This window comes from Rhodococcoides corynebacterioides, assembly GCF_019834675.1.
GTDB lineage: Bacteria > Actinomycetota > Actinomycetes > Mycobacteriales > Mycobacteriaceae > Rhodococcoides > Rhodococcoides corynebacterioides_A.
On record NZ_JABUBU010000003.1, the window covers coordinates 23912 to 41908 of the forward strand.

Genomic DNA, 17997 nt, shown 5'->3' on the forward strand with positions numbered 1-17997 from the left:
CGCGTGGAGGGGACCGTAGATGACCGACGCACGAGTGCAGGAACTCATCGGGCTGCTGGACGAGAAGGTCGTGGTGACCGACCCCGACATCCTCGTCGGCTACCGGCAGGACTGGGCCCGCGATCCCGACGCCGGCACACCGCTGGCCGTGGTCCGCGCGCGCAACACCGACGACGTCGCGGCCGTGATGCGCTGGGCCACCGCGCATTCCGTCCCGGTGGTCCCGCGCGGAGCCGGCTCCGGCCTGTCGGGCGGAGCGACCGCCGTGGACGGCGGCATCGTCCTGTCCACGGAGAACATGCGGGCCATCACCGTCGACCCGATCACCCGGACCGCGGTGGTGCAGCCCGGTCTGCTCAACGCCGAGGTCAAGGCGGCCGCGGCGGAACACGGGCTCTGGTACCCGCCGGACCCGTCGTCGTTCGAGATGTGCTCCATCGGGGGCAACGCGGCCACCAACGCCGGCGGTCTGTGCTGCGTCAAGTACGGCGTGACCACCGACTACGTCCTCGGCCTCGAGGTGGTGCTCGCGGACGGCGTCGTCGTGCGGCTCGGGGGCGCTCGGCTCAAGGACTCGGCCGGTCTGTCGCTCACCAAGCTCTTCGTCGGCAGCGAGGGCGTCCTGGGCGTCATCACCGAGGTGACACTGCGCCTCATTCCGGCGCAGCCCCCCGCCAGCACCGTCGTGGCGACGTTCGCCGACCTGTCCGACGCCACCGACGCCATTCTGGCGATCACGCGGTCACTGCGCCCGGCAATGCTCGAGTTCATGGACCGCACCTCGGTGAACGCCGTCGAGGACGCGATGAACATGGGCCTCGACCGCGACGCCGCCGCCATGCTCGTCGCGCGCTCGGACTCCCCCGGCGCCCACCGCACCGAGGAAACCGAGATCATGGCCGCCGCGTGCACCGAGGCGGGCGCGGCCGAGGTGTTCGTCACCGACGATCCCGACGAGGGCGAAGCCTTCGCCGCCGCACGCCGTTTCGCCATCCCCGCCGTGGAGCGAACGGGATCGCTGTTGCTCGAGGACGTCGGCGTTCCACTGCCGGCGCTCGCCGATCTGGTGCAGGGCATCGAGAAGATCGCCGACGCGCGGCAGGTGACGGTGGCCGTGATCGCGCACGCCGGGGACGGCAACACCCACCCGCTGATCGTCTTCGACCCCGACGACCGGGAGATGGAGCAGCGGGCGCACCAGGCGTTCGGCGAGATCATGACGCTCGCGATCTCCCTCGGCGGCACCATCACCGGTGAGCACGGGGTGGGCCGACTGAAGAAGGCGTGGTTGCCCGACCAGGTCGGCGACGACGTCATGGAGCTCACCCGGCGAATCAAGAATGCGCTCGATCCGGCGGGAATTCTCAATCCCGGCGCCGTGCTCTGATCGCCTCGAATCATTTCGTCACGGACGCGTTGCTGAAAGGCAGCCCATACTCAGGTCAGCCTGACCTTGCTGGTGAGAGGCCTTTTTCTTCGTTACGGTCGTTCCACGACGACCGACCGCGTCACTCGAAACGGAGAATGTCATGGCCACTCTGGAAATGCCCGAAGTCACCGACTGTTCGGTGAGCAGCTGCTCCTACAACCACGACGGTTGCCACGCCTTCGCCATCAGCGTCGGCGGCTCCAACGGCACGGCGGACTGCGCCACGTTCATCCCCCTCTCCACCAAGGGCGGACTCGACGTGGTGTCCCCGCAGGTCGGCGCCTGCCAGCGCGCGGACTGCGCCCACAACAAGGACCTCGAGTGCACGGCCGCCGCGGTCCGCATCGGCGCCGGCGAGTCCTCCGACACCGCCAACTGCCTCACCTACAGCAAGGCCTGATCAGCTGAAGCCGAGGACCTCGTCGCCCCACACCTCGCGGAGTTCGCGATCGGGGTCCTCGACCAGCGAGTCGCGGGTGTCGATCAGCAGCGTCCGACGGCGAGAGTCGTACGGCGCCCAGTGTTTCGAGCCGTCCAGCGCGGCAGGTACCCCGTGCCAGGCGAAGGCGACCCAGCGTCGCTGGATCCGGCGGGAGACCTGCCGCGCTGCTCGTCGTCCCCCGAGCCAGAACGTCGGGTCGCGGTCGAAGGTCCCGAAGTTGCCGAAGACGTAGGGCAGTTCGGTGGCATGGCCCGCGCCGATCCGCGCGGCCCGCAGCACCGGCGTCGCGTGATCGAAGCGATAGACGAAGGTCGGTGACCGTCGGCAGTGGGCGTCGGCGATCCACAGGCTCGGCATCCGGAAGCCCGCGTCACGGGCGAGTCCGGCGGCCCCCGCGCTCGCGTCGCGTGAGAACGCCTGCAGCGCAGCGTGTCCGGTCGGATCGGGGTACGCGGCCATGATCTCCGCGATGCGCTCGGGGCTCAGATCCGGATGATCGGCGGCGATGGCCTCGAACATCGTCGCCACCGTGTCGGACGTGACCGGCATCAGCGGCGACTTCATCAGCCGGAACACCGAGGCCTCGTCCTTGTTGGACCCGATGATCAACGGAACGGGATGCGAGTACCCCTTCCGGAACGCGGCCACCGGGTAGCGGGGCACCACGTCGCCGTCCACCACCGGCGCCAATCCCAGTGTGCCCGGCACCTTCTCGGGAATTTCGTAGACCAACAGGTCGGACGCTTCCACGAGCCGCTCGACCGGCATGTCGCGCAGGTCCTCGACGTTCTCCGGACGCAGGTCCAGCAGCTCGAGAAAGCGTTCCGCCACCGTGCGCGCCCGGTCCGGCCCGTACACCGAGGTGGCCGGTGCGCTCTGCGCGATCGCCTTGTGGAACAGGCCCGCCGCGGGCGGCGAGGTCATCAACGTCGTCACCGAGGCACCGCCCGAGGACTCGCCGAAGATCGTGACGTTGCCCGGATCGCCCCCGAACGCGGCGATGGCCTCGCGCACCCACGTCAGCGCGGCGATCTGGTCCCGCAGCCCGATGTTCGTGTCGAAGCGGTCCCCGCCGAGCGTCGGGTCCGACAGGTCGAGCCAGCCCAGTGCCCCGATGCGGTAGTTGACGGTCACCACGACCACCTCGCCGAGATGGGAGAGGTGATGCCCGTCGTAGATGCGCTGCGCGGACGACCCCAACGAGTACGCGCCGCCGTGGATCCACACCATCACCGGACGCAACACGCCGTCGGGCACCGGCGCCCACACGTTGAGCGTCAGGCAGTCCTCGTCGACGGGCAACGTCGCGTCCATCGGCACCGGGCCGTCCCGGCCCTGCGGCGCCATCGCGCCGAACACCGAGCCATCGTGCTCGCCGTCCCACGAGACGGGCGGTCCGGGCCGACGGAACCGCCGCGGCCCCACGGGCGGCTCGGCGTAGGGCATGCCCTTGAAGGACACCACCTCGCCGCGCACCACCCCGCGCACACGGCCGAACGGACACTCGATCACCAGGGTGCTCTCGCTCTGCGGCACCCGGCCGACGCTACCCGCCGGCCAACGACCCCGACGCGGTGGCGATCACGGCCTGACCAGTCCCCCGAGCGCCAGGTAGGCGGCCGGGGCGTACGCCAGCACGATCGGCGCCAGACCGTCGACCGTGAGCCAGGTGGCGGACCCGCCGCCGCGCGCCTCCACCCCGTGTTCGAGGGTCAGGCCGGCACTACGGGCGCCGATCCACGCACGCCAGGTCCACGTCCGCGCGACCTCGTCGACGGCAAGGACCTCGAAGGACACGCGAACGCCCACCGGACCCTTCACCGTGCCCGTCGTCCCGGTCGTCAGACGATCGGTGGACGCGTCGACCCCCAGGATCTGCGGCGCCCACGTCGGCCACAACGAGATGTCCGCATAGCGCTCCCAGGCCGTGTCCGCCGAGGCCTGCCCGCGTCGTCGTAGCGTCGTTCTCACCGCGGGCGGATAGACCCGCCGGCGACCGTTCAAACCCGCGGCGACACCCGTGGGGAGTCTCGGACCACGGGGTACGCCCGCGGCGTAGTGTCCGAGAACGGACCACGTCGCTTCGAGAAACCAGGTACGCAGATGACCACTCAGGCTTCGGCCAACCACACCGCGAAAGTCATCGGCGTCACCGTCGCCGCGGCCGTGGGCGGCTTTCTCTTCGGCTTCGACTCGTCGGTGATCAACGGCGCGGTCGACGCCATTCAGGGCCATTTCGTCCTCGGTGAGTTCCTCACCGGCTTCACCGTCGCCATCGCCCTGCTCGGCTGCGCCGCCGGTGCCTGGTTCGCGGGCGGGCTGGCCGATCGGTGGGGCCGCAAGAAGGTGATGCTGCTCGGCTCCTTCCTGTTCATCGTCTCCTCGATCGGATCGGGCCTGGCGTTCAGCGTCCCCGACCTCATGGTGTGGCGCGTGCTCGGCGGACTCGGCATCGGCATCGCGTCGGTGATCGCCCCGGCCTACATCGCCGAGATCTCCCCGGCGCGCATGCGCGGCAGCCTCGCCTCGCTGCAGCAGCTGGCCATCACCGTCGGCATCTTCGCGGCGCTGCTGTCCGACGCCGTACTCGCCAACAGCGCCGGCGGCGCGTCCAACGACTACTGGTTCGGCATCGAGGCGTGGCGGTGGATGTTCATCGTCGGCGTCGTGCCCGCGGTGGTGTACGGCGTTCTGGCCCTGCTCATTCCGGAGTCACCGCGCTACCTGGTGGGCAAGCACCTCGACGAGGAGGCCGCCCGCGTGCTCGCCGAGGTCACCGGTGAACTGCACCCCGACGAGCGCATCCACGAGATCCGGCTGACCCTGCGCAAGGAGAAGCAGTCCTCGTTCGCCGACATCCGCGGTCCCCGCTTCGGACTCCAGCCGCTGGTCTGGGTCGGCATCATCATGGCCGTCCTGCAGCAGTTCGTCGGCATCAACGCGATCTTCTACTACTCGACCACCCTGTGGAAGTCCGTGGGCTTCAGCGAATCCCAGTCGTTCACGACGTCGGTCATCACCTCGGTGATCAACGTGGCCATGACGTTCGTCGCCATCCTCTTCGTCGACCGGGTCGGACGACGAAACCTGTTGATGGCCGGGTCCATCGGCATGTTCGTCGGGCTGTTGCTGGCCGCCGTCGCGTTCTCGCAGCAGATCGGCAGCGGCGACGACGTCTCGCTGCCCGAGCCGTGGGGCGTGGTCGCCCTGATCGGCGCCAACCTCTTCGTGGTCTTCTTCGCCGCCACCTGGGGACCGGTGATGTGGGTTCTGCTCGGCGAGATGTTCCCCAACCGGATGCGCGCCATGGCCCTCGGCATCGGCACGGCCGCCAACTGGGTGGCGAACTTCGTCATCTCGCTGATGTTCCCGCAGCTGACGCAATGGGTGGGACTGTCGATCGTCTACGGCGGTTTCGCATTCTTCGCCGCCGTGTCCTTCTTCTTCGTCAAGGCCAAGATTCCCGAGACCAAGGGTCTCGAACTGGAGGACATGAAGTTCTGACCGGTTCCCCACCGCGCACGACTCCGCCCGCGAATCCGCGGCCCCGCACCCGGGGGCCGCGGATTCGTGCGTCGTGCGCCCGCCCGCGCCGGTGACGGGGCCGCCCGCCGGCGGCGGTGCTGACGGGGCCGCCGTCGGCGGCGGCGGTGCTACTGTCGCGGCGTACCGACACGGGGTGCTTCGCCGAGTACGGCGAGGCTGAGAAGACACCCGCGAACCTGATGCAGATAATTCTGACGAAGGGATGTCCGGCGATGCCGCACACCACGCTGCCCGAGAACGCGCCACCCGAGAGCGCGGCGCACCCGCGATTCACCGACCACCTCTGGGACGTGACCGCCGATCTGCGCCAGGCGATCGACGATCTGGAGTTCCTGCGCCGACTCGGCGACGGCACCCTCCCCGTCGAGAGTTTCCGCACCTACATCGAGCAGGACGGTCTCTACCTCGAGGGCTACGCGAAGGCGCTCGCCCTGCTCGCGTCCCGCGCCCCGGACCCGGTCGACGGCGCCTTCTGGGCGACGTCCGCCGCCACCGCGGTGACCGTGGAGAAGTCGCTGCACGCCGACCTGCTCGACGATCCCCGCCTCGGCGTCGCCCCGTCCGCACCGGAACACAGCCCCGCCTGCCTCGGGTACGTCTCGTTCCTCACCGCCACCGCCGCCACGGACAGCTACGCCGTCGGCGCCGCCGCCGCGCTGCCGTGCTTCTGGATCTACGCCGAGGTCGGCCGCGCGCTCGCGGCGTCGGCCCGCGAGGTGCTCGCGGCGAATCCCGACCACCCCTACGCGCGGTGGGTGACCACCTACGACGCCGAGGACTTCCAGACCTCCGCCGCCCGCGCCCGCGAGGTGGTCGACGCGGCCGCACTCGCCGCCGGACCGGAGGAGCGCGCGCGGATGACCCGCGCCTTCGTCGTCGCGCTGCGGTACGAGCTGCTCTTCTGGGACACCGCACTCCACGTCACCCCGTGGCCCGCCGCATGAGGGCGCGCGCGGTGGCGGCCGCCGTTCTGGTCCTGGCGTCGTCGCTGGCCGGGTGCGCCTCGTCGGACGCCTCCGACGGCACCGTCCGGTTCGCGTTGGACTGGACCCCCAACACCAACCACACCGGCTTCTTCGTCGCCCAGCAGGAGGGCTTCTTCGCCGACGCCGGTCTCGACGTCGAGGTGCTGCCGTACAACAGCACCTCCCCCGACACCCTCGTCGACTCGGGCAACGCCGAATTCGGCGTCAGCTTCCAGAGCTCGGCCACGCACGCGAAAGCCGCCGGGGCGAACATCGTGTCGGTGATGGCGCCGCTCCAGCACTGGGCCACCGGCATCGGGGTGCGCGCCGACCGCACCGACATCGCGTCGCCGCGCGACCTCGACGGCAAGACCTACGCCGGGTTCGGCGACGCCGGCGAATCGGCGTCGCTCGCCGAGGTCATCCGCAACGACGGCGGCACGGGCGATTTCGAGACCGTCGTGCTCGGCACCAGTGCGTACGAGGCCGTCTATTCCGGCGAGGCCGACTTCACCGTGTCCTACTTCGCGTGGGAGGGGCTCGAGGCCGAGCGCGCCGGCACGCCGATGAAGTACTTCGACTACACCGACCACGGCTTCCCCGACGCGTACGCCATCGTGATCGACGGCAACGAGGACTGGCTGGCCGAGAACACGGACCGCGCACGGGCTTTCGTGCAGGCGCTGCAGCGGGGGTACGAGTTCGCGGCCGAGAACCCCGAGGCGGCGGCGCAGGATCTGATCGACGCGAATCCGGGCGCGTTCCCGGACGAGAACCTGGTGATCGAGAGCCAGCGCATCCTCTCCGAGCGGTACCTGCGCGACGCCGACGGCCGGGTGGGGACGCAGACCCTCGACACGTGGTCCGGCTTCTCCCGGTTCCTGTACGAGGCCGGTGTGCTCACCGGTCCCGACGGCGCACCGTTGAGCACCGAACCCGACTGGTCGACGTACTTCACCGATGAGTATCTCGCCGACTGATCGGGTCGCCAACGATCGACCTGCGGCGCCCGCCTCGCGTCGTCCGGCAGGCGTGCGTCCGGCGCGGTGGGCCCCGTCGATGATCCTCGTGGCGATCCTGATCGCGGTGTGGGAGAGCTACGTTCGGCTGGCCGACGTCTCACCGCGGGTGTTGCCGGCGCCGAGCCGCGTCGTCGTCCAGGGGTGGGCGAACCGCGAGGTGATCGCCGGTCACGCCGCGTCCACCCTGCAGGTGACTCTGCTGGGTTTCGCACTGGCGCTGGCGGTCTCGTGGATCATCGCGACGTGCGTGGACTTCTCCCCCTGGCTCCGCCGCGCCGTCGTTCCGCTGCTGGTGATCTCGCAGACCCTCCCGATCGTCGCCCTCGCCCCGTTGATGATCATCTGGTTCGGCTTCGGCATCCTGCCGAAGCTGCTCGTGGTCGCGCTGGTGACGTTCTTCCCGATGACGGTGGGACTGGTCGAAGGGTTTGCCTCCGCCGACCGTGATTCCGACCGACTGCTGCGCAGCATGGGCGCGTCGCGGCGTCAGCAGTTCCGCTACGTCCGGTTGCCGTCGGCGATCCCCCGCTTCTTCACCTCCCTGCGCATCGGCATCACCTACGCCGTGGTGGGCGCCGTGTTCGCCGAGTACGTCGGAGCCAGCAGCGGTCTCGGCATCTACATGAGCCAGCAGAAGAACGCGTTCCGGACCGACCTGGTGCTCGCGGCCGTCGTGGTGACGGCCCTGTGCTCGGTGGTGCTGTTCCTCTCGACCTACCTCGTTCAGCGGATCGTGGCGCCGTGGGCCGCCGAGGACGAGCGATGACGGCGCGGCCGGTGGTCGATCTGCGGGGTGTGCGGAAGGCGTTCGACGGCCGATCGGTACTCGACGGTGTCGACCTCTCCGTCGAGGCGGGTCGCTTCGTGTCGCTGCTCGGTCCGAGCGGTTGCGGAAAGTCCACGCTGTTCTCGGTGATCGCCGGGTTGGACGACGCCGACGCCGGGTCGGTGACGGCTCCGCGCTGCGCCTACATGCCGCAGAAGGACCTGCTGTTCCCGTGGCGCACCGTCCTGGCCAACACCACGTTGGGTCTCGAGGTGCAGGGCGTCCCGGCCGCGCAGGCACGCGCCGCCGCGAACGACCTGTTCCCGGTGTTCGGCCTGGACGGGTTCCAGGACGCGCGGCCGTCGGCCCTGTCGGGCGGCATGCGCCAACGCGCCGCGTTGCTGCGCACGGTGGTGCAGGGTCGGGAGGTGATCCTGCTCGACGAACCCTTCGGCGCGCTCGACTCCATCACCCGCGCGGCCATGCAGGACTGGCTCGAGGAGGTCTGGCAGCGCTACCGCTGGACGGTCCTGATGATCACGCACGACGTCCGCGAGGCGGTGCATCTGTCGGATCGCGTGGTCGTGCTGTCGCCGCGACCCGCCCGCGTCGTCGACGACGTCACCGTCTCCCTGCCCCGTCCGCGCGGCGCGGACCGCGTCACGACGCCCGAGTTCGCCGAGTACGAGCGTCGACTCACCGCGGCGCTTCGCGCTGTTCCTGCGCCGTCCGAGTACTCGTCGAGCACTCACCCGGGCCGGACCGGCCCGAGTAGATTCGCCCCATGACCGAATCCGGAGAGACCACCCGCGTCGAGCATCACACCGACCGGCAACGCTTCGAGATCCTCGTCGGCGACGAGGTCGCCGGCTACGCCGAGTACCGCCCGACCGCCGGGGAGCGCGACTTCGACCACACCGTCACGCTGCCGCAGTTCCGCGGACGGGGTCTGGCGGCGGTCCTCGTGCGCGAGGCGCTCGACGACACCCGCTCCGCCGGGTTGCGCGTGGTTCCCAGCTGCAGCTACGTGCGGCACTTCGTCGACACGAACCCCGAGTACCAGGATCTCGTCGCGGGCGCCTGACCCACCGGTCCGCCACGGGCGATTCTGTCGGTGGTCACCGCTACGGTCGCGGCATGAACGAGGTGGACACGCTCGACGGCGCGACCGACAGCGCCTGGGCGACCTTTCGCAGCCTGCTCGCCGACGGTCTGGCGTCGCTGGAATCGGGTGACACGCTGCTGATCTCCTGCCCGGAGACGCCGTCGGATTCGGCGCCGCCGTGCGTGCAGTTCCACGGCTGGGACGCCGACGTGGTCCGGTGCGAGGTGCTCGCCGACCCGTATCTCGCACCCCATCGCGCCTGGACTCCGGCGGGGGCGGCTCTCCTCACCGAGCTCGGTTTCCGTGCGCCGCCCGAGTCCGCGGGCGCGGCCCCGGAGGACCGGTCGGTGCCGGTCAACTGGTTCCTCGATCTCCCCCGCCGGTACGCGGACCGCGCCGCGGACGCGGCGGTGCGAGTCCTGCGGGACGGCTGGCAGGTGCTCCATCCGAGCTTCCTGACCGTGACCGGGCCCGCCGACGCGGCGGTGTGCGGGATCGGGGGGACGGTCGCCTCGAACGCGCCGGACGCGCCGCCCGTGCCGGCGTTCGACCCGTTCGTCGCCGTGCGCACCGCGGACGGTGCGGGCCGACGCGCCATGGTGGAGGCGACCCTCCGGCACCTGCTCGGCTTCCTGCCGGAGCCGGACGAGGACGGTGACTACCCGTTCCGGCTCGGCCCCGCGTGGCTGTACCTCTGCCCCACCGAGGACGCGCCGTTCGTGCAGATCCTGGCGCCGGTCGCCGCGGGCGTCGAGGACACCCGGCACGCGGCCGCGGTCGTCGCCGACGTCAACCGGCGGTGGCCGCACGTCAAACTGGTGCTCGACGAGGATCGGGTGGTCGCCACCATCGACATCACCGTCGTGCCGTTCGTGCCCCAGCACGTACTCGACATGCTCGCGGTGATGGAGAAGTTCGTCGCCGAGGCCGCGGACGGCGTCGTGGCCGCCGTCGGTGCGCGGCCCTACCTCGACGGCACGGGCGCCGTCACTGCGGATCGAGACCTGCGGCTGCCCCAGCTCCCGGAATCGTTGTGCCGCGTGGCCGAGGCGGTGTGGGAGCGCGGTGCGGACGTGACGGTGGCCGACGTCATCGCCCTGTGCGGGCCCGACCGCGCTCGGATCGCCGACCTGCTCGCTCTCGCCCGCGGCTGCGAGACCGCCTCGCTCACCCGCACGGTGCGGGACGACGAGCGCGTCGCCGCCGCGGCGGGCCTCGACGCGCGGGTGTGGCGAGTGACGGCGACGCTGCTGACCGCCGCGCACCGCCGCCTCGTGGCGGACGAGCGGGACGGATCGTCCACCGTGCAGCTCGACCTGTTCGGTGGGGTCGATCCGTCGGGCGGTGTCGGTGACACGCTGTTCGACTGACCCTGGCCGGCCGGGTGATCCGGTTCGCCCGGGTAGCCTCGGACCGATGGCCTCCCCCCTGGTGTCGGTGCCCCGCTACGGGGAGAGCACGCTGTCCGATCTGCTGCCCGCCGTCCTCGCGGGGTTGACGGGCGGGGAGGACCCGCTGGGGCTCGGTCTCACCGGGGTCCGCCGCGTCTGTGTCCTGCTGATCGACGGGCTGGGCGCGCTGCAGCTCGCGGCGCGGGCGGAGTACGCGCCGATGCTGACGTCGATGCGGGCGGGGACCTTGACCTCGACGTTCCCGTCCACCACGGCCACCAGCCTCGCCTCGCTCGGGACGGGCAGCCCGCCGGGGCGTCACGGCATCGTCGGCTATCTGACGGCGGTCGAGGGGTACGACCGTCCGATGAATCCGCTGCACTGGCGGTTGCACGGGCAGGCCGGAGGCCGGTCGGGAGGGGACGGGCAGGCCGGAGGCCGGTCGAAGAGTTCGCGGTCGGATCTGTTGTCCACCCTGGTGCCGGAGGAGTTCCAGCCGCAACCCACGGTGTTCGAGCGAGCCGCGGCGGCGGGCATCGCGGTGACGCGGGTGGCGCCGTCGTATCAGCAGGAGTCCGGTCTGACCCGAGCGGTGCTGCGCGGCGGGGAGTTCGCCGCGTCGGTGTCGGCGGGCGATCTGGTCGCGCGGACCGTGAGCGCGCTCGGCCGGGGCGACCGGTCGCTGGTGTACTCGTACTGGTCCGAGCTGGACCTCACGGGACACGTCCGGGGTCCGTCGTCGGATGCCTGGAGTCACGAGCTGCGCCAGGTCGATTCGATCGTCGAGGCCGTCGCGGCCCGATTGTTGGCGGACGCCGCCCTGGTGGTCACAGCGGATCACGGGATGGTGGACGTGGCGGACCGCGTCGACGTGGACACGACGCCGGCGCTGTCGCAGGACGTGACGATGATCGCGGGTGAGCCCCGCGCCCGGCACGTGTTCGCCCGGTCGGGCGCGGCGTCCGACGTCGCCGACCGTTGGCAGGCGACGCTGGGCGAGGACTATCTGGTGATCGGCCGGGACGACGCGATCGACCGCGGGTGGTTCGGGCCCGTCCGTCCGGCCGTCGCCCGCACCATCGGAGACGTCCTGGCGCTGGCACTGGGGTCCGGCGCCGTCGTGCGGTCCGGGGCGGAGCCGAATCAGTCCGCCCTGCTCGGTCATCACGGCTCACTCACCAAGGCGGAGGTGCGAATTCCGCTGCTGATCGCGCGGGGCTGACGTCCCAAAGCCGGTCGGGCGAGGGTTCGAATCGTGGCGAGCGCAATCGTGGTCGGGGTGTCCCACCGGTCCTAGCCTCGACCGAGTGACTGTCGACAGCGCGCCGCGCCTGCCCTCTCTGGCTCTGCACTGGTTCCTGCCCACCTACGGCGACAGCCGGTCCATCGTGGGCGGCGGTCACGGCAGCCGTGTGGGCGCCGCCGGTGGTGACCGACGCGCCACCATCGGGTACCTCTCCTCGATCGGGCGGGCCGCGGAGGAGTTCGGGTTCACCGGCGCGTTGACGCCGGCAGGAGCCTGGTGCGAGGACGCGTGGATCACCACCGCGATGCTCGCCCGGGAGACCGAGAAGCTGGCCTTCCTCGTCGCGTTCCGTCCCGGCCTGATCAGTCCGACACTGGCCGCGCAGATGGCGTCGACCTTCACCCGCCACGCCCCGGGCCGTCTGCTGCTCAACGTGGTGACGGGCGGCGAGGCGCACGAGCAGCGGCAGTACGGCGACCATCTGAGCAAGGACGAACGGTACGCCCGCACCGACGAGTTCCTGTCGGTGGTGCGCGGGCTGTGGCGCGGCGAGTCCGTCACCCATCGCGGCACCCACATCCAGGTGGAGGACGCGTCGCTGCCGTTCCTGCCCGATCCGATTCCGCCGCTGTACTTCGGCGGATCGTCGCCGGCGGCGGGTCCCGTCGCGGCCGACCACACCGACGTCTATCTCACCTGGGGTGAGCCCCCGGCGGCGGTGGCCGCCAAGATCGCGTGGATCCGCGACCTCGCCCGCGAGCGGGGACGGACGGTGCGCTTCGGTATCCGGCTGCACGTGATCACGCGCGACACGGCCGCGGACGCCTGGGCGCAGGCGGGCGCCCTGGTCGACGCCCTCGGTGAGGACACCGTGGCCACGGCGCAGGCGAATCTGGCCCGCAGCGAGTCGGTCGGCCAGCGGTCCATGCTCGCCCTGCACGAGGAGAGCCGCCGCGACGGGTCCTGGAAGGACCCCCGCGCCCTGGAGATCGCGCCGAACCTGTGGTCCGGCGTCGGCCTGGTCCGCGGCGGGGCGGGCACCGCGCTCGTCGGCAGCCACACGGAGGTCGCCGACCGGATCGCCGAGTACGCGGCCCTGGGCATCGACGAGTTCGTGTTCTCCGGCTACCCGCACCTCGAGGAGCTCTACTGGTTCGGCGAGGGTGTGCTGCCGATCCTGCGGCGTCGCGGTCTGGTGCCCGCCGACACGCGCACGGACGGTGCCGGCCACACCCCGTTCCTCCCGGCCGCCCGGTGACACCGCCCCTGCTCGACGACGACGCCGCGATCGCCGCCGCGGAGTCGCTGCGGCCCGTGATCGCCGCGGGCGCCGCGGCACGGGACCGCGATCGCATTCTGCCGCGCGCGGAACTGGACGCGCTGTCGCAGTCGGGGCTGCTCGGCATCACGGTCCCCGCCCGGTTCGGCGGCCGACCGGTCGCCACCGCCACCGTCGCGCGAGTGGTCGCGACGCTGGCGCGCGGCGACGCGAGCGTCGCCCAGATTCCCCAGAGCCACCTGACGTTCCTCGACGCGCTGCGCCGCACGGGTACCGACCTGCAGCAGAAGCGGTGGTTCGGCGAGGCGCTGAGCGGACGGCGATTCGCCAACGCGCAGAGCGAGCGAGGGACGCCGACGGTCGGCATCGACCACACGTCGTTCGTGCCGCGCTCCGACGGGTCCTATCGGCTGAACGGGCGCAAGTACTACTGCACCGGCGCTCTGCTCGCGCACTGGCTCGTCGTGCGCGGCGTCGTCGGCGATCACCGTGCGTCGGACGCACAGCGCCGAAAGGTGTTGGCCTACCTGCCCGTCGACACCCCCGGCATCGTCGTCGAGGACGACTGGGACGGGCTCGGTCAGCGAACCACCGCCTCTGGCACCGTCGTGCTGTCGGACGTCGACGTGCCCGCCGACGCGCTGATCCCGTACTCCGCCATCTTCACCGAGGCCTCCACCTACGGTGCTCGCGCGCAGCTCGTCCACGCCGCGATCGACGTCGGGATCGCCCGGGCCGCGATCGACGCGGCTCGGACCGCCGTGGCCGGCGCGCGTCCGCCGGTGGACGCCGGAGTCGAGACCGCCGATCGAGATCCGTTGCTGCTCCAGCAGTTCGGTGACCTCGAGATCACGGTGCGGTCCGCGGAGGCCCTGCTCGTCGAGGCGGGCCGGGCGATCGACCGTGCCGAGGATCCCCGAGCCGAGGGGCCGGGGACCACCGATCCCGAGGTGGCCGCCGCCGCGTCGATCGCCGTGGCCGCGGCCAAGGTGGTCGCCACCCGAGCCGCCCTGGACACCACCGCGTCACTGTTCGACGCGGGCGGAACGCGCAGTGCGGCAGCGTCGTCGGGCACGGACCGGTTGTGGCGGGACGCTCGAACGCACACCCTGCACGACCCGTCGCGGTGGAAGGTGCAACACGTCGGGCGTTACGCGCTCACCGGCGCGCACCCGCCGCGGCACGGCCTCGTCTGACCCGGAGCGGCGCAGCCGCAAGTCGAGTCACAGCGGCGCAGCCGCGGGTCGGGGCTCAGCGGCGCGGCCGCGGGTCAGGGCTCAGCGACGCGGCCGCGGTCAGGCCGGAGTGACACCGAACGGCCGCCCGAACTGCGTCCGCACCCCGGGCGACCACAGCACCGAGTCCGGCGCCCGGTCCGTGATGCCGGGCAGACCCGCCGCGGCGACCAGATCGTCCCGTAGCCGCACCACCTCGGCGTCGTACAGCGGCCACCGCCGGTGCGTGTTCGGGACGTGGAGCGGCCGACCCGCGACCGCGGTGTGCATCCCCCACCGGGCGGTGAGGAAGACCGCCAGCGGGTCGTTGCTGCGGTCGTCGGATCCACGTCGGACGGCGAAGTCGGTGGCGGCGCCGCGATGCGGCGGGGCGATCCGCGTACTCGCGTACCCGAACACGACGCCGTCGTCGGCGATTCCGATGCGCGAGAACCGATACGGCACACCCGCGAGATTGGTGCCGAGCACGACGGCGAGTCGCGTCGCCTCCAGCGACCGGAACACCACGCCGCGCCGACCGTCGCCGTCGCGACTGTAGAGACGGACGTTGATCTCGCCGAACGTGCCCAGGTACGGCACCGGCAGACCGTAGCCCGGCCCGGCCCCCACCATGTGGAACCCGATCAGGCCGACCCAGCTGGACCCGTCGTACTCGTCGGGTAACACTCCCGGCGGGAGCAGCGGCGCGACGTCGGCGGCGTCGACTCGCCAGTGCAAAAACAGCAGTCGTTCCCAGCGCTGGTCGAGCAGAACGGGTCTCGGCAGGATCGGAGGACGCGGCCAGAGCCGCGGGCCGTCCGACCGGTCACCCACCGAACAGGTTCTTCGCCTTGAGGATCAGCTCGTAGAGGCCCCAGGCGAAGGGCACGCCGACCCACAGCCAGGACAGGACGATCACCGGGGTGGCGACGGCCGACGGCGGCGACGCCTGACGATCGGTGCTCATGCGCGGACACCTTCCTCCCGCGTCGGGGCGGCTTCGGAGTACTTCGGATCGACCGGCTTGATCAGCTCGTTGGCGACGAACCCGATCGAGAGCAGGACGATCATGGTGACGAACGCCGGCACGTAACGGCCGGTGGTCCCCGCCTCGCCCAGGTCGGCGATGGCGTTGACGATCAGCGGTCCGAGCACCCCGGCGACGGACCACGCGGTGAGCAGGCGGCCGTGGATGGCGCCGACCTGGTAGGTCCCGAAGAGGTCGCGCAGGTAGGCGGGCACCGTCGCGAAGCCGGCGCCGTAGAACGAGAGGATGACCATGGCGCTGACCAGGAAGAGAACCTTGTTGCTGTTGGTGAACAGCGAGATGTACAGGTAGAGCAGCGCTCCCACCCCCAGGTACATCCGGTAGATGTTCTTGCGGCCCACCAGATCCGAGACCGACGACCACACGAAGCGGCCGAGCATGTTGGTCAGGGAGAGGAACGCCACGAACCCGGCCGCGGCCGTCGCGACGGACTCGGGGGCGACCGGATCCGGGAAGAAGTCGGTGTAGATGCCGGCGGCGCGCTCGAGGATGCCGATGCCCGCGGTCACGTTGAAGCACAGCACGATCCACAGCAGCCAGAACTGCGGCGTCTTCACGGCGTTGGCCGCGGACACGCGCTGGGTGTGCTCGCCCTCCTTCGGTTCCGGCGGGGTCCAGCCGGCGGGCCGCCAGTCGTCGGCGGGTACGCGGATGAGGACCACCCCGAGGGCCATGAAGATCGCGTAGCCGATCCCGAGGGTGAGGAACGTGGTGGCGATCGACGACGTCGTGTTGCCGCCGTAGGCGGACAGCAGCTTCGTCGTCAACGGGGACGCCACGAGGGCGCCGCCGCCGAAGCCCATGATGGCGATTCCGGTGGCCATTCCGGGCCGGTCGGGGAACCATTTGATGAGCGTCGACACCGGGGAGATGTAACCGATTCCGAGGCCGATGCCGCCGATCACGCCGTAGCCGACCACGACGAGCCAGAACTGCCCGATCGACATGCCGAACGCCGAGACCAGCAGGCCGGAGCAGAAGAACAGCAACGACATCGTCATGGCCCACCGAGGACCGTGTACCTCGACCTTGGTGCCGAGCACGGCGGCCGACAGGCCCAGCATGACGATGGCGAGCTGGAACGGCAGCGCCGTGGCGGTGCCGCTCAGACCCAGTGCGGTGTCGGACGAGATGGCGGCCTTGAACACGCTCCACGCGTAGGCCTGGCCGATGGCCAGGTGGATCGCGAGGGCGGCCGGCGGGATCAGCCATCGGCTCCACCCGGGTCGGGCGACGATGCGGGCACGTTCCAGAACAGCGGGCATGGGGCGACGCTTCCTCTCCGACCGTCGCCTCGTGGATCGGCGGCGACGCACCTATCCGATCATTCGGAGGGGGGGCTCATGTCGGATTCGCTCGGATCCACCGCTCACCATTGGTCGCGGGAGATCTGATCGGACACCGAATGGGTGTTGTCGGCCGAGATCTCGCGATCGCCGGACCGGCCCAGCAGATCCTCGATGCGCCGATCCAGCCCCTCCGTCTGCGCCAGCACGTCGAGCGAGCGGTGCTCGACCTCGGCGACGGCGATCTCGTCGACGACGCGCGACAGCGCGGCCACCCGGTCGATCACCTGATCCCACACCGGGATGAGATCGCCGCGGCGGCGCAGGATCTCGCGGCGACCCTCGTCGTCGATCGCGTCGCCCTGCGCCTCGAACGCCGCCGTCAGGTCGGCGTCGAGCTGCGCCAACGCCACCACGTCGACCGCGATGCCGACCAGTTCCAGTCCGGGGTCGAGCTGGGCCCTCGCCACCGCGAAGAGGTCGGTGTGCCAGATGCGCGCACCGAGAATGCGGTCGTGGTACGTCCCGGCGAGGAACCCGATCGTCTCGTAGCGGTCCGGGAAACGATCGACGTCGGTGCCGGCCACGGACCGGGCGAGCGCCGCGCCGCGCTCGTGCACGGGGTCGAGGCGCTCGGCCGCGAGTCCGCCGAGGATCTCGCGCGCCCGCCCCACGGGCCCCGGGCCCGCGCGGAGCGGAGCGGGCGTGTGACACAGCGCGTCGAACAGCGCGGTGCGTTGATCGACGTCGAGGTGCAGCCCGTCGCGCCGATCCCGCCGGATCGCCCGCACCCCCGTCGCGTAGTGGTCCGAGCTCATGACGAAACGCGTCCGCAGACCCCCGAGGCGCCGCGACAGCAGCGCCTTCCGCTGCATCAACGCCACCCGCGTCGGACCCGAACGGCCATGGGTCAGTCGCTCCTCGATCCAGTCGAGCTCGCGCACCAGCGGCCGCAACGCCGCGAACCCCCCGATGGCCGGAAACCGTCGCCCGGCGCGCAGGCGCGCGAGAGCCACGGTTCGCACCGTCTCGTCTACCCGGCCCATCGCGTAGAGCAGGGCGGCGCGGTCCGACAGCGGCTCGTGCACGGCGTCGATGCGGGCCGACTCCGCGATGCGGCGCACCGAATCCGCGCGACGCGCGCGGTCGTCGGTGGGATCACCGGGCATTCGTCTCACCTCGCAGCTGGATCGGGCCGGTCGCACCGGACATCACCATCGTTCCAGACCCGCGCCCCGGACCCCGGTCGTCCCCGTTC

General features: G+C 71.1%; 18 protein-coding genes. 12 read left to right on the forward strand and 6 right to left on the reverse strand.

Features of this window, described 5'->3' with window-relative positions; all coding sequences use genetic code 11:
- The first annotated feature begins 19 nt into the window (after positions 1–19).
- Together HQ603_RS06625 and HQ603_RS06630 are read left to right on the forward strand one after the other, a co-directional pair.
- Positions 20–1387, forward strand: coding sequence for an FAD-binding oxidoreductase (locus HQ603_RS06625; protein ID WP_222683768.1), 1368 nt, complete (start codon positions 20–22; stop codon positions 1385–1387).
- Between the two features lie 142 nt (positions 1388–1529).
- A complete protein-coding gene (locus HQ603_RS06630; protein ID WP_068099845.1) occupies positions 1530–1829 on the forward strand; it encodes a DUF1540 domain-containing protein in 300 nt (99 codons plus the stop codon).
- Here the strand turns inward: HQ603_RS06630 and HQ603_RS06635 are convergent, their stop codons facing one another.
- The gene (locus HQ603_RS06635; RefSeq protein WP_222683769.1) at positions 1830–3407 is read right to left on the reverse strand and encodes a carboxylesterase/lipase family protein; all 1578 of its coding nucleotides are present in this window, start codon (positions 3405–3407) and stop codon (positions 1830–1832) included.
- Positions 3408–3452: 45 nt separating this feature from the next.
- A complete protein-coding gene (locus tag HQ603_RS06640) occupies positions 3453–3842 on the reverse strand; it encodes an SRPBCC family protein (RefSeq protein WP_222683770.1) in 390 nt (129 codons plus the stop codon).
- A 132-nt stretch (positions 3843–3974) separates the two neighbouring features.
- Here HQ603_RS06640 and HQ603_RS06645 point away from each other — a divergent pair, with 132 nt between their 5' ends.
- The 10 genes from HQ603_RS06645 to HQ603_RS06690 all read left to right on the forward strand — a co-directional run bounded on the left by HQ603_RS06645 (position 3975) and on the right by HQ603_RS06690 (position 14387).
- The gene (locus tag HQ603_RS06645) at positions 3975–5375 is read left to right on the forward strand and encodes a sugar porter family MFS transporter (RefSeq protein WP_222683771.1); all 1401 of its coding nucleotides are present in this window, start codon (positions 3975–3977) and stop codon (positions 5373–5375) included.
- Positions 5376–5629: 254 nt separating this feature from the next.
- Entirely contained in the window at positions 5630–6361 is a 732-nt protein-coding gene (locus HQ603_RS06650) for a TenA family protein (RefSeq protein WP_222683772.1), read from the forward strand.
- Positions 6358–7362, forward strand: coding sequence for an ABC transporter substrate-binding protein (locus tag HQ603_RS06655; protein WP_222683773.1), 1005 nt, complete (start codon positions 6358–6360; stop codon positions 7360–7362). Before HQ603_RS06650 ends, HQ603_RS06655 begins: the two co-directional genes overlap by 4 nt.
- A 79-nt stretch (positions 7363–7441) precedes the next feature.
- Entirely contained in the window at positions 7442–8170 is a 729-nt protein-coding gene (locus HQ603_RS06660) for an ABC transporter permease (protein ID WP_261773514.1), read from the forward strand.
- A complete protein-coding gene (locus HQ603_RS06665) occupies positions 8167–8958 on the forward strand; it encodes an ABC transporter ATP-binding protein (RefSeq protein WP_222683775.1) in 792 nt (263 codons plus the stop codon). The genes HQ603_RS06660 and HQ603_RS06665 overlap by 4 nt, the downstream gene beginning before the upstream one ends.
- Positions 8955–9254 carry a GNAT family N-acetyltransferase gene (locus HQ603_RS06670; RefSeq protein ID WP_222683776.1) on the forward strand — a complete coding sequence of 100 codons (300 nt, stop codon included), beginning with the start codon at positions 8955–8957 and terminating at the stop codon, positions 9252–9254. Before HQ603_RS06665 ends, HQ603_RS06670 begins: the two co-directional genes overlap by 4 nt.
- Before the next feature lie 53 nt (positions 9255–9307).
- Positions 9308–10645, forward strand: coding sequence for a T3SS (YopN, CesT) and YbjN peptide-binding chaperone 1 (locus tag HQ603_RS06675; protein WP_222683777.1), 1338 nt, complete (start codon positions 9308–9310; stop codon positions 10643–10645).
- A gap of 46 nt (positions 10646–10691) precedes the next feature.
- A complete protein-coding gene (locus HQ603_RS06680) occupies positions 10692–11888 on the forward strand; it encodes an alkaline phosphatase family protein (RefSeq protein WP_222683778.1) in 1197 nt (398 codons plus the stop codon).
- Between the two features lie 85 nt (positions 11889–11973).
- Entirely contained in the window at positions 11974–13170 is a 1197-nt protein-coding gene (locus HQ603_RS06685; protein WP_308126388.1) for an LLM class flavin-dependent oxidoreductase, read from the forward strand.
- On the forward strand, positions 13167–14387 hold the full coding sequence (locus HQ603_RS06690) for an SfnB family sulfur acquisition oxidoreductase (protein WP_222683779.1): 1221 nt from the start codon (positions 13167–13169) through the stop codon (positions 14385–14387). Before HQ603_RS06685 ends, HQ603_RS06690 begins: the two co-directional genes overlap by 4 nt.
- Before the next feature lie 99 nt (positions 14388–14486).
- Here HQ603_RS06690 and HQ603_RS06695 read toward each other — a convergent pair whose 3' ends face one another.
- From HQ603_RS06695 to HQ603_RS06710, 4 genes are all read right to left on the reverse strand, one after another.
- Positions 14487–15239 (reverse strand): YqjF family protein, encoded by a 753-nt coding sequence (locus HQ603_RS06695; RefSeq protein WP_308126389.1) that lies wholly within the window; start codon positions 15237–15239, stop codon positions 14487–14489.
- Positions 15232–15372, reverse strand: a complete 141-nt coding sequence (locus HQ603_RS06700) for an MFS transporter small subunit (RefSeq protein WP_222683780.1) — start codon at positions 15370–15372, stop codon at positions 15232–15234. The genes HQ603_RS06695 and HQ603_RS06700 overlap by 8 nt, the downstream gene beginning before the upstream one ends.
- Positions 15369–16718: an OFA family MFS transporter gene (locus HQ603_RS06705; protein WP_222683781.1), complete on the reverse strand. Its 1350-nt coding sequence runs from the start codon at positions 16716–16718 to the stop codon at positions 15369–15371. The genes HQ603_RS06700 and HQ603_RS06705 overlap by 4 nt, the downstream gene beginning before the upstream one ends.
- A gap of 104 nt (positions 16719–16822) precedes the next feature.
- Entirely contained in the window at positions 16823–17908 is a 1086-nt protein-coding gene (locus HQ603_RS06710; protein ID WP_222683782.1) for a hypothetical protein, read from the reverse strand.
- Positions 17909–17997: the final 89 nt, after the last annotated feature.

What these genes read in the sequence shown, in the direction of transcription:
- HQ603_RS06625 (WP_222683768.1), top strand. Translation starts at nt 20, where the DNA reads ATGACCGACGCACGAGTGCAGGAACTCATCGGGCTGCTGGACGAGAAG.
- HQ603_RS06630 (WP_068099845.1), top strand. Translation starts at nt 1,530, where the DNA reads ATGGCCACTCTGGAAATGCCCGAAGTCACCGACTGTTCGGTGAGCAGC.
- HQ603_RS06645 (WP_222683771.1), top strand. Translation starts at nt 3,975, where the DNA reads ATGACCACTCAGGCTTCGGCCAACCACACCGCGAAAGTCATCGGCGTC.
- HQ603_RS06650 (WP_222683772.1), top strand. Translation starts at nt 5,630, where the DNA reads ATGCCGCACACCACGCTGCCCGAGAACGCGCCACCCGAGAGCGCGGCG.
- HQ603_RS06655 (WP_222683773.1), top strand. Translation starts at nt 6,358, where the DNA reads ATGAGGGCGCGCGCGGTGGCGGCCGCCGTTCTGGTCCTGGCGTCGTCG.
- HQ603_RS06660 (WP_261773514.1), top strand. Translation starts at nt 7,442, where the DNA reads ATGATCCTCGTGGCGATCCTGATCGCGGTGTGGGAGAGCTACGTTCGG.
- HQ603_RS06665 (WP_222683775.1), top strand. Translation starts at nt 8,167, where the DNA reads ATGACGGCGCGGCCGGTGGTCGATCTGCGGGGTGTGCGGAAGGCGTTC.
- HQ603_RS06670 (WP_222683776.1), top strand. Translation starts at nt 8,955, where the DNA reads ATGACCGAATCCGGAGAGACCACCCGCGTCGAGCATCACACCGACCGG.
- HQ603_RS06675 (WP_222683777.1), top strand. Translation starts at nt 9,308, where the DNA reads ATGAACGAGGTGGACACGCTCGACGGCGCGACCGACAGCGCCTGGGCG.
- HQ603_RS06680 (WP_222683778.1), top strand. Translation starts at nt 10,692, where the DNA reads ATGGCCTCCCCCCTGGTGTCGGTGCCCCGCTACGGGGAGAGCACGCTG.
- HQ603_RS06700 (WP_222683780.1), bottom strand. Translation starts at nt 15,372, where the DNA reads ATGAGCACCGATCGTCAGGCGTCGCCGCCGTCGGCCGTCGCCACCCCG.
- HQ603_RS06705 (WP_222683781.1), bottom strand. Translation starts at nt 16,718, where the DNA reads ATGCCCGCTGTTCTGGAACGTGCCCGCATCGTCGCCCGACCCGGGTGG.
- HQ603_RS06710 (WP_222683782.1), bottom strand. Translation starts at nt 17,908, where the DNA reads ATGCCCGGTGATCCCACCGACGACCGCGCGCGTCGCGCGGATTCGGTG.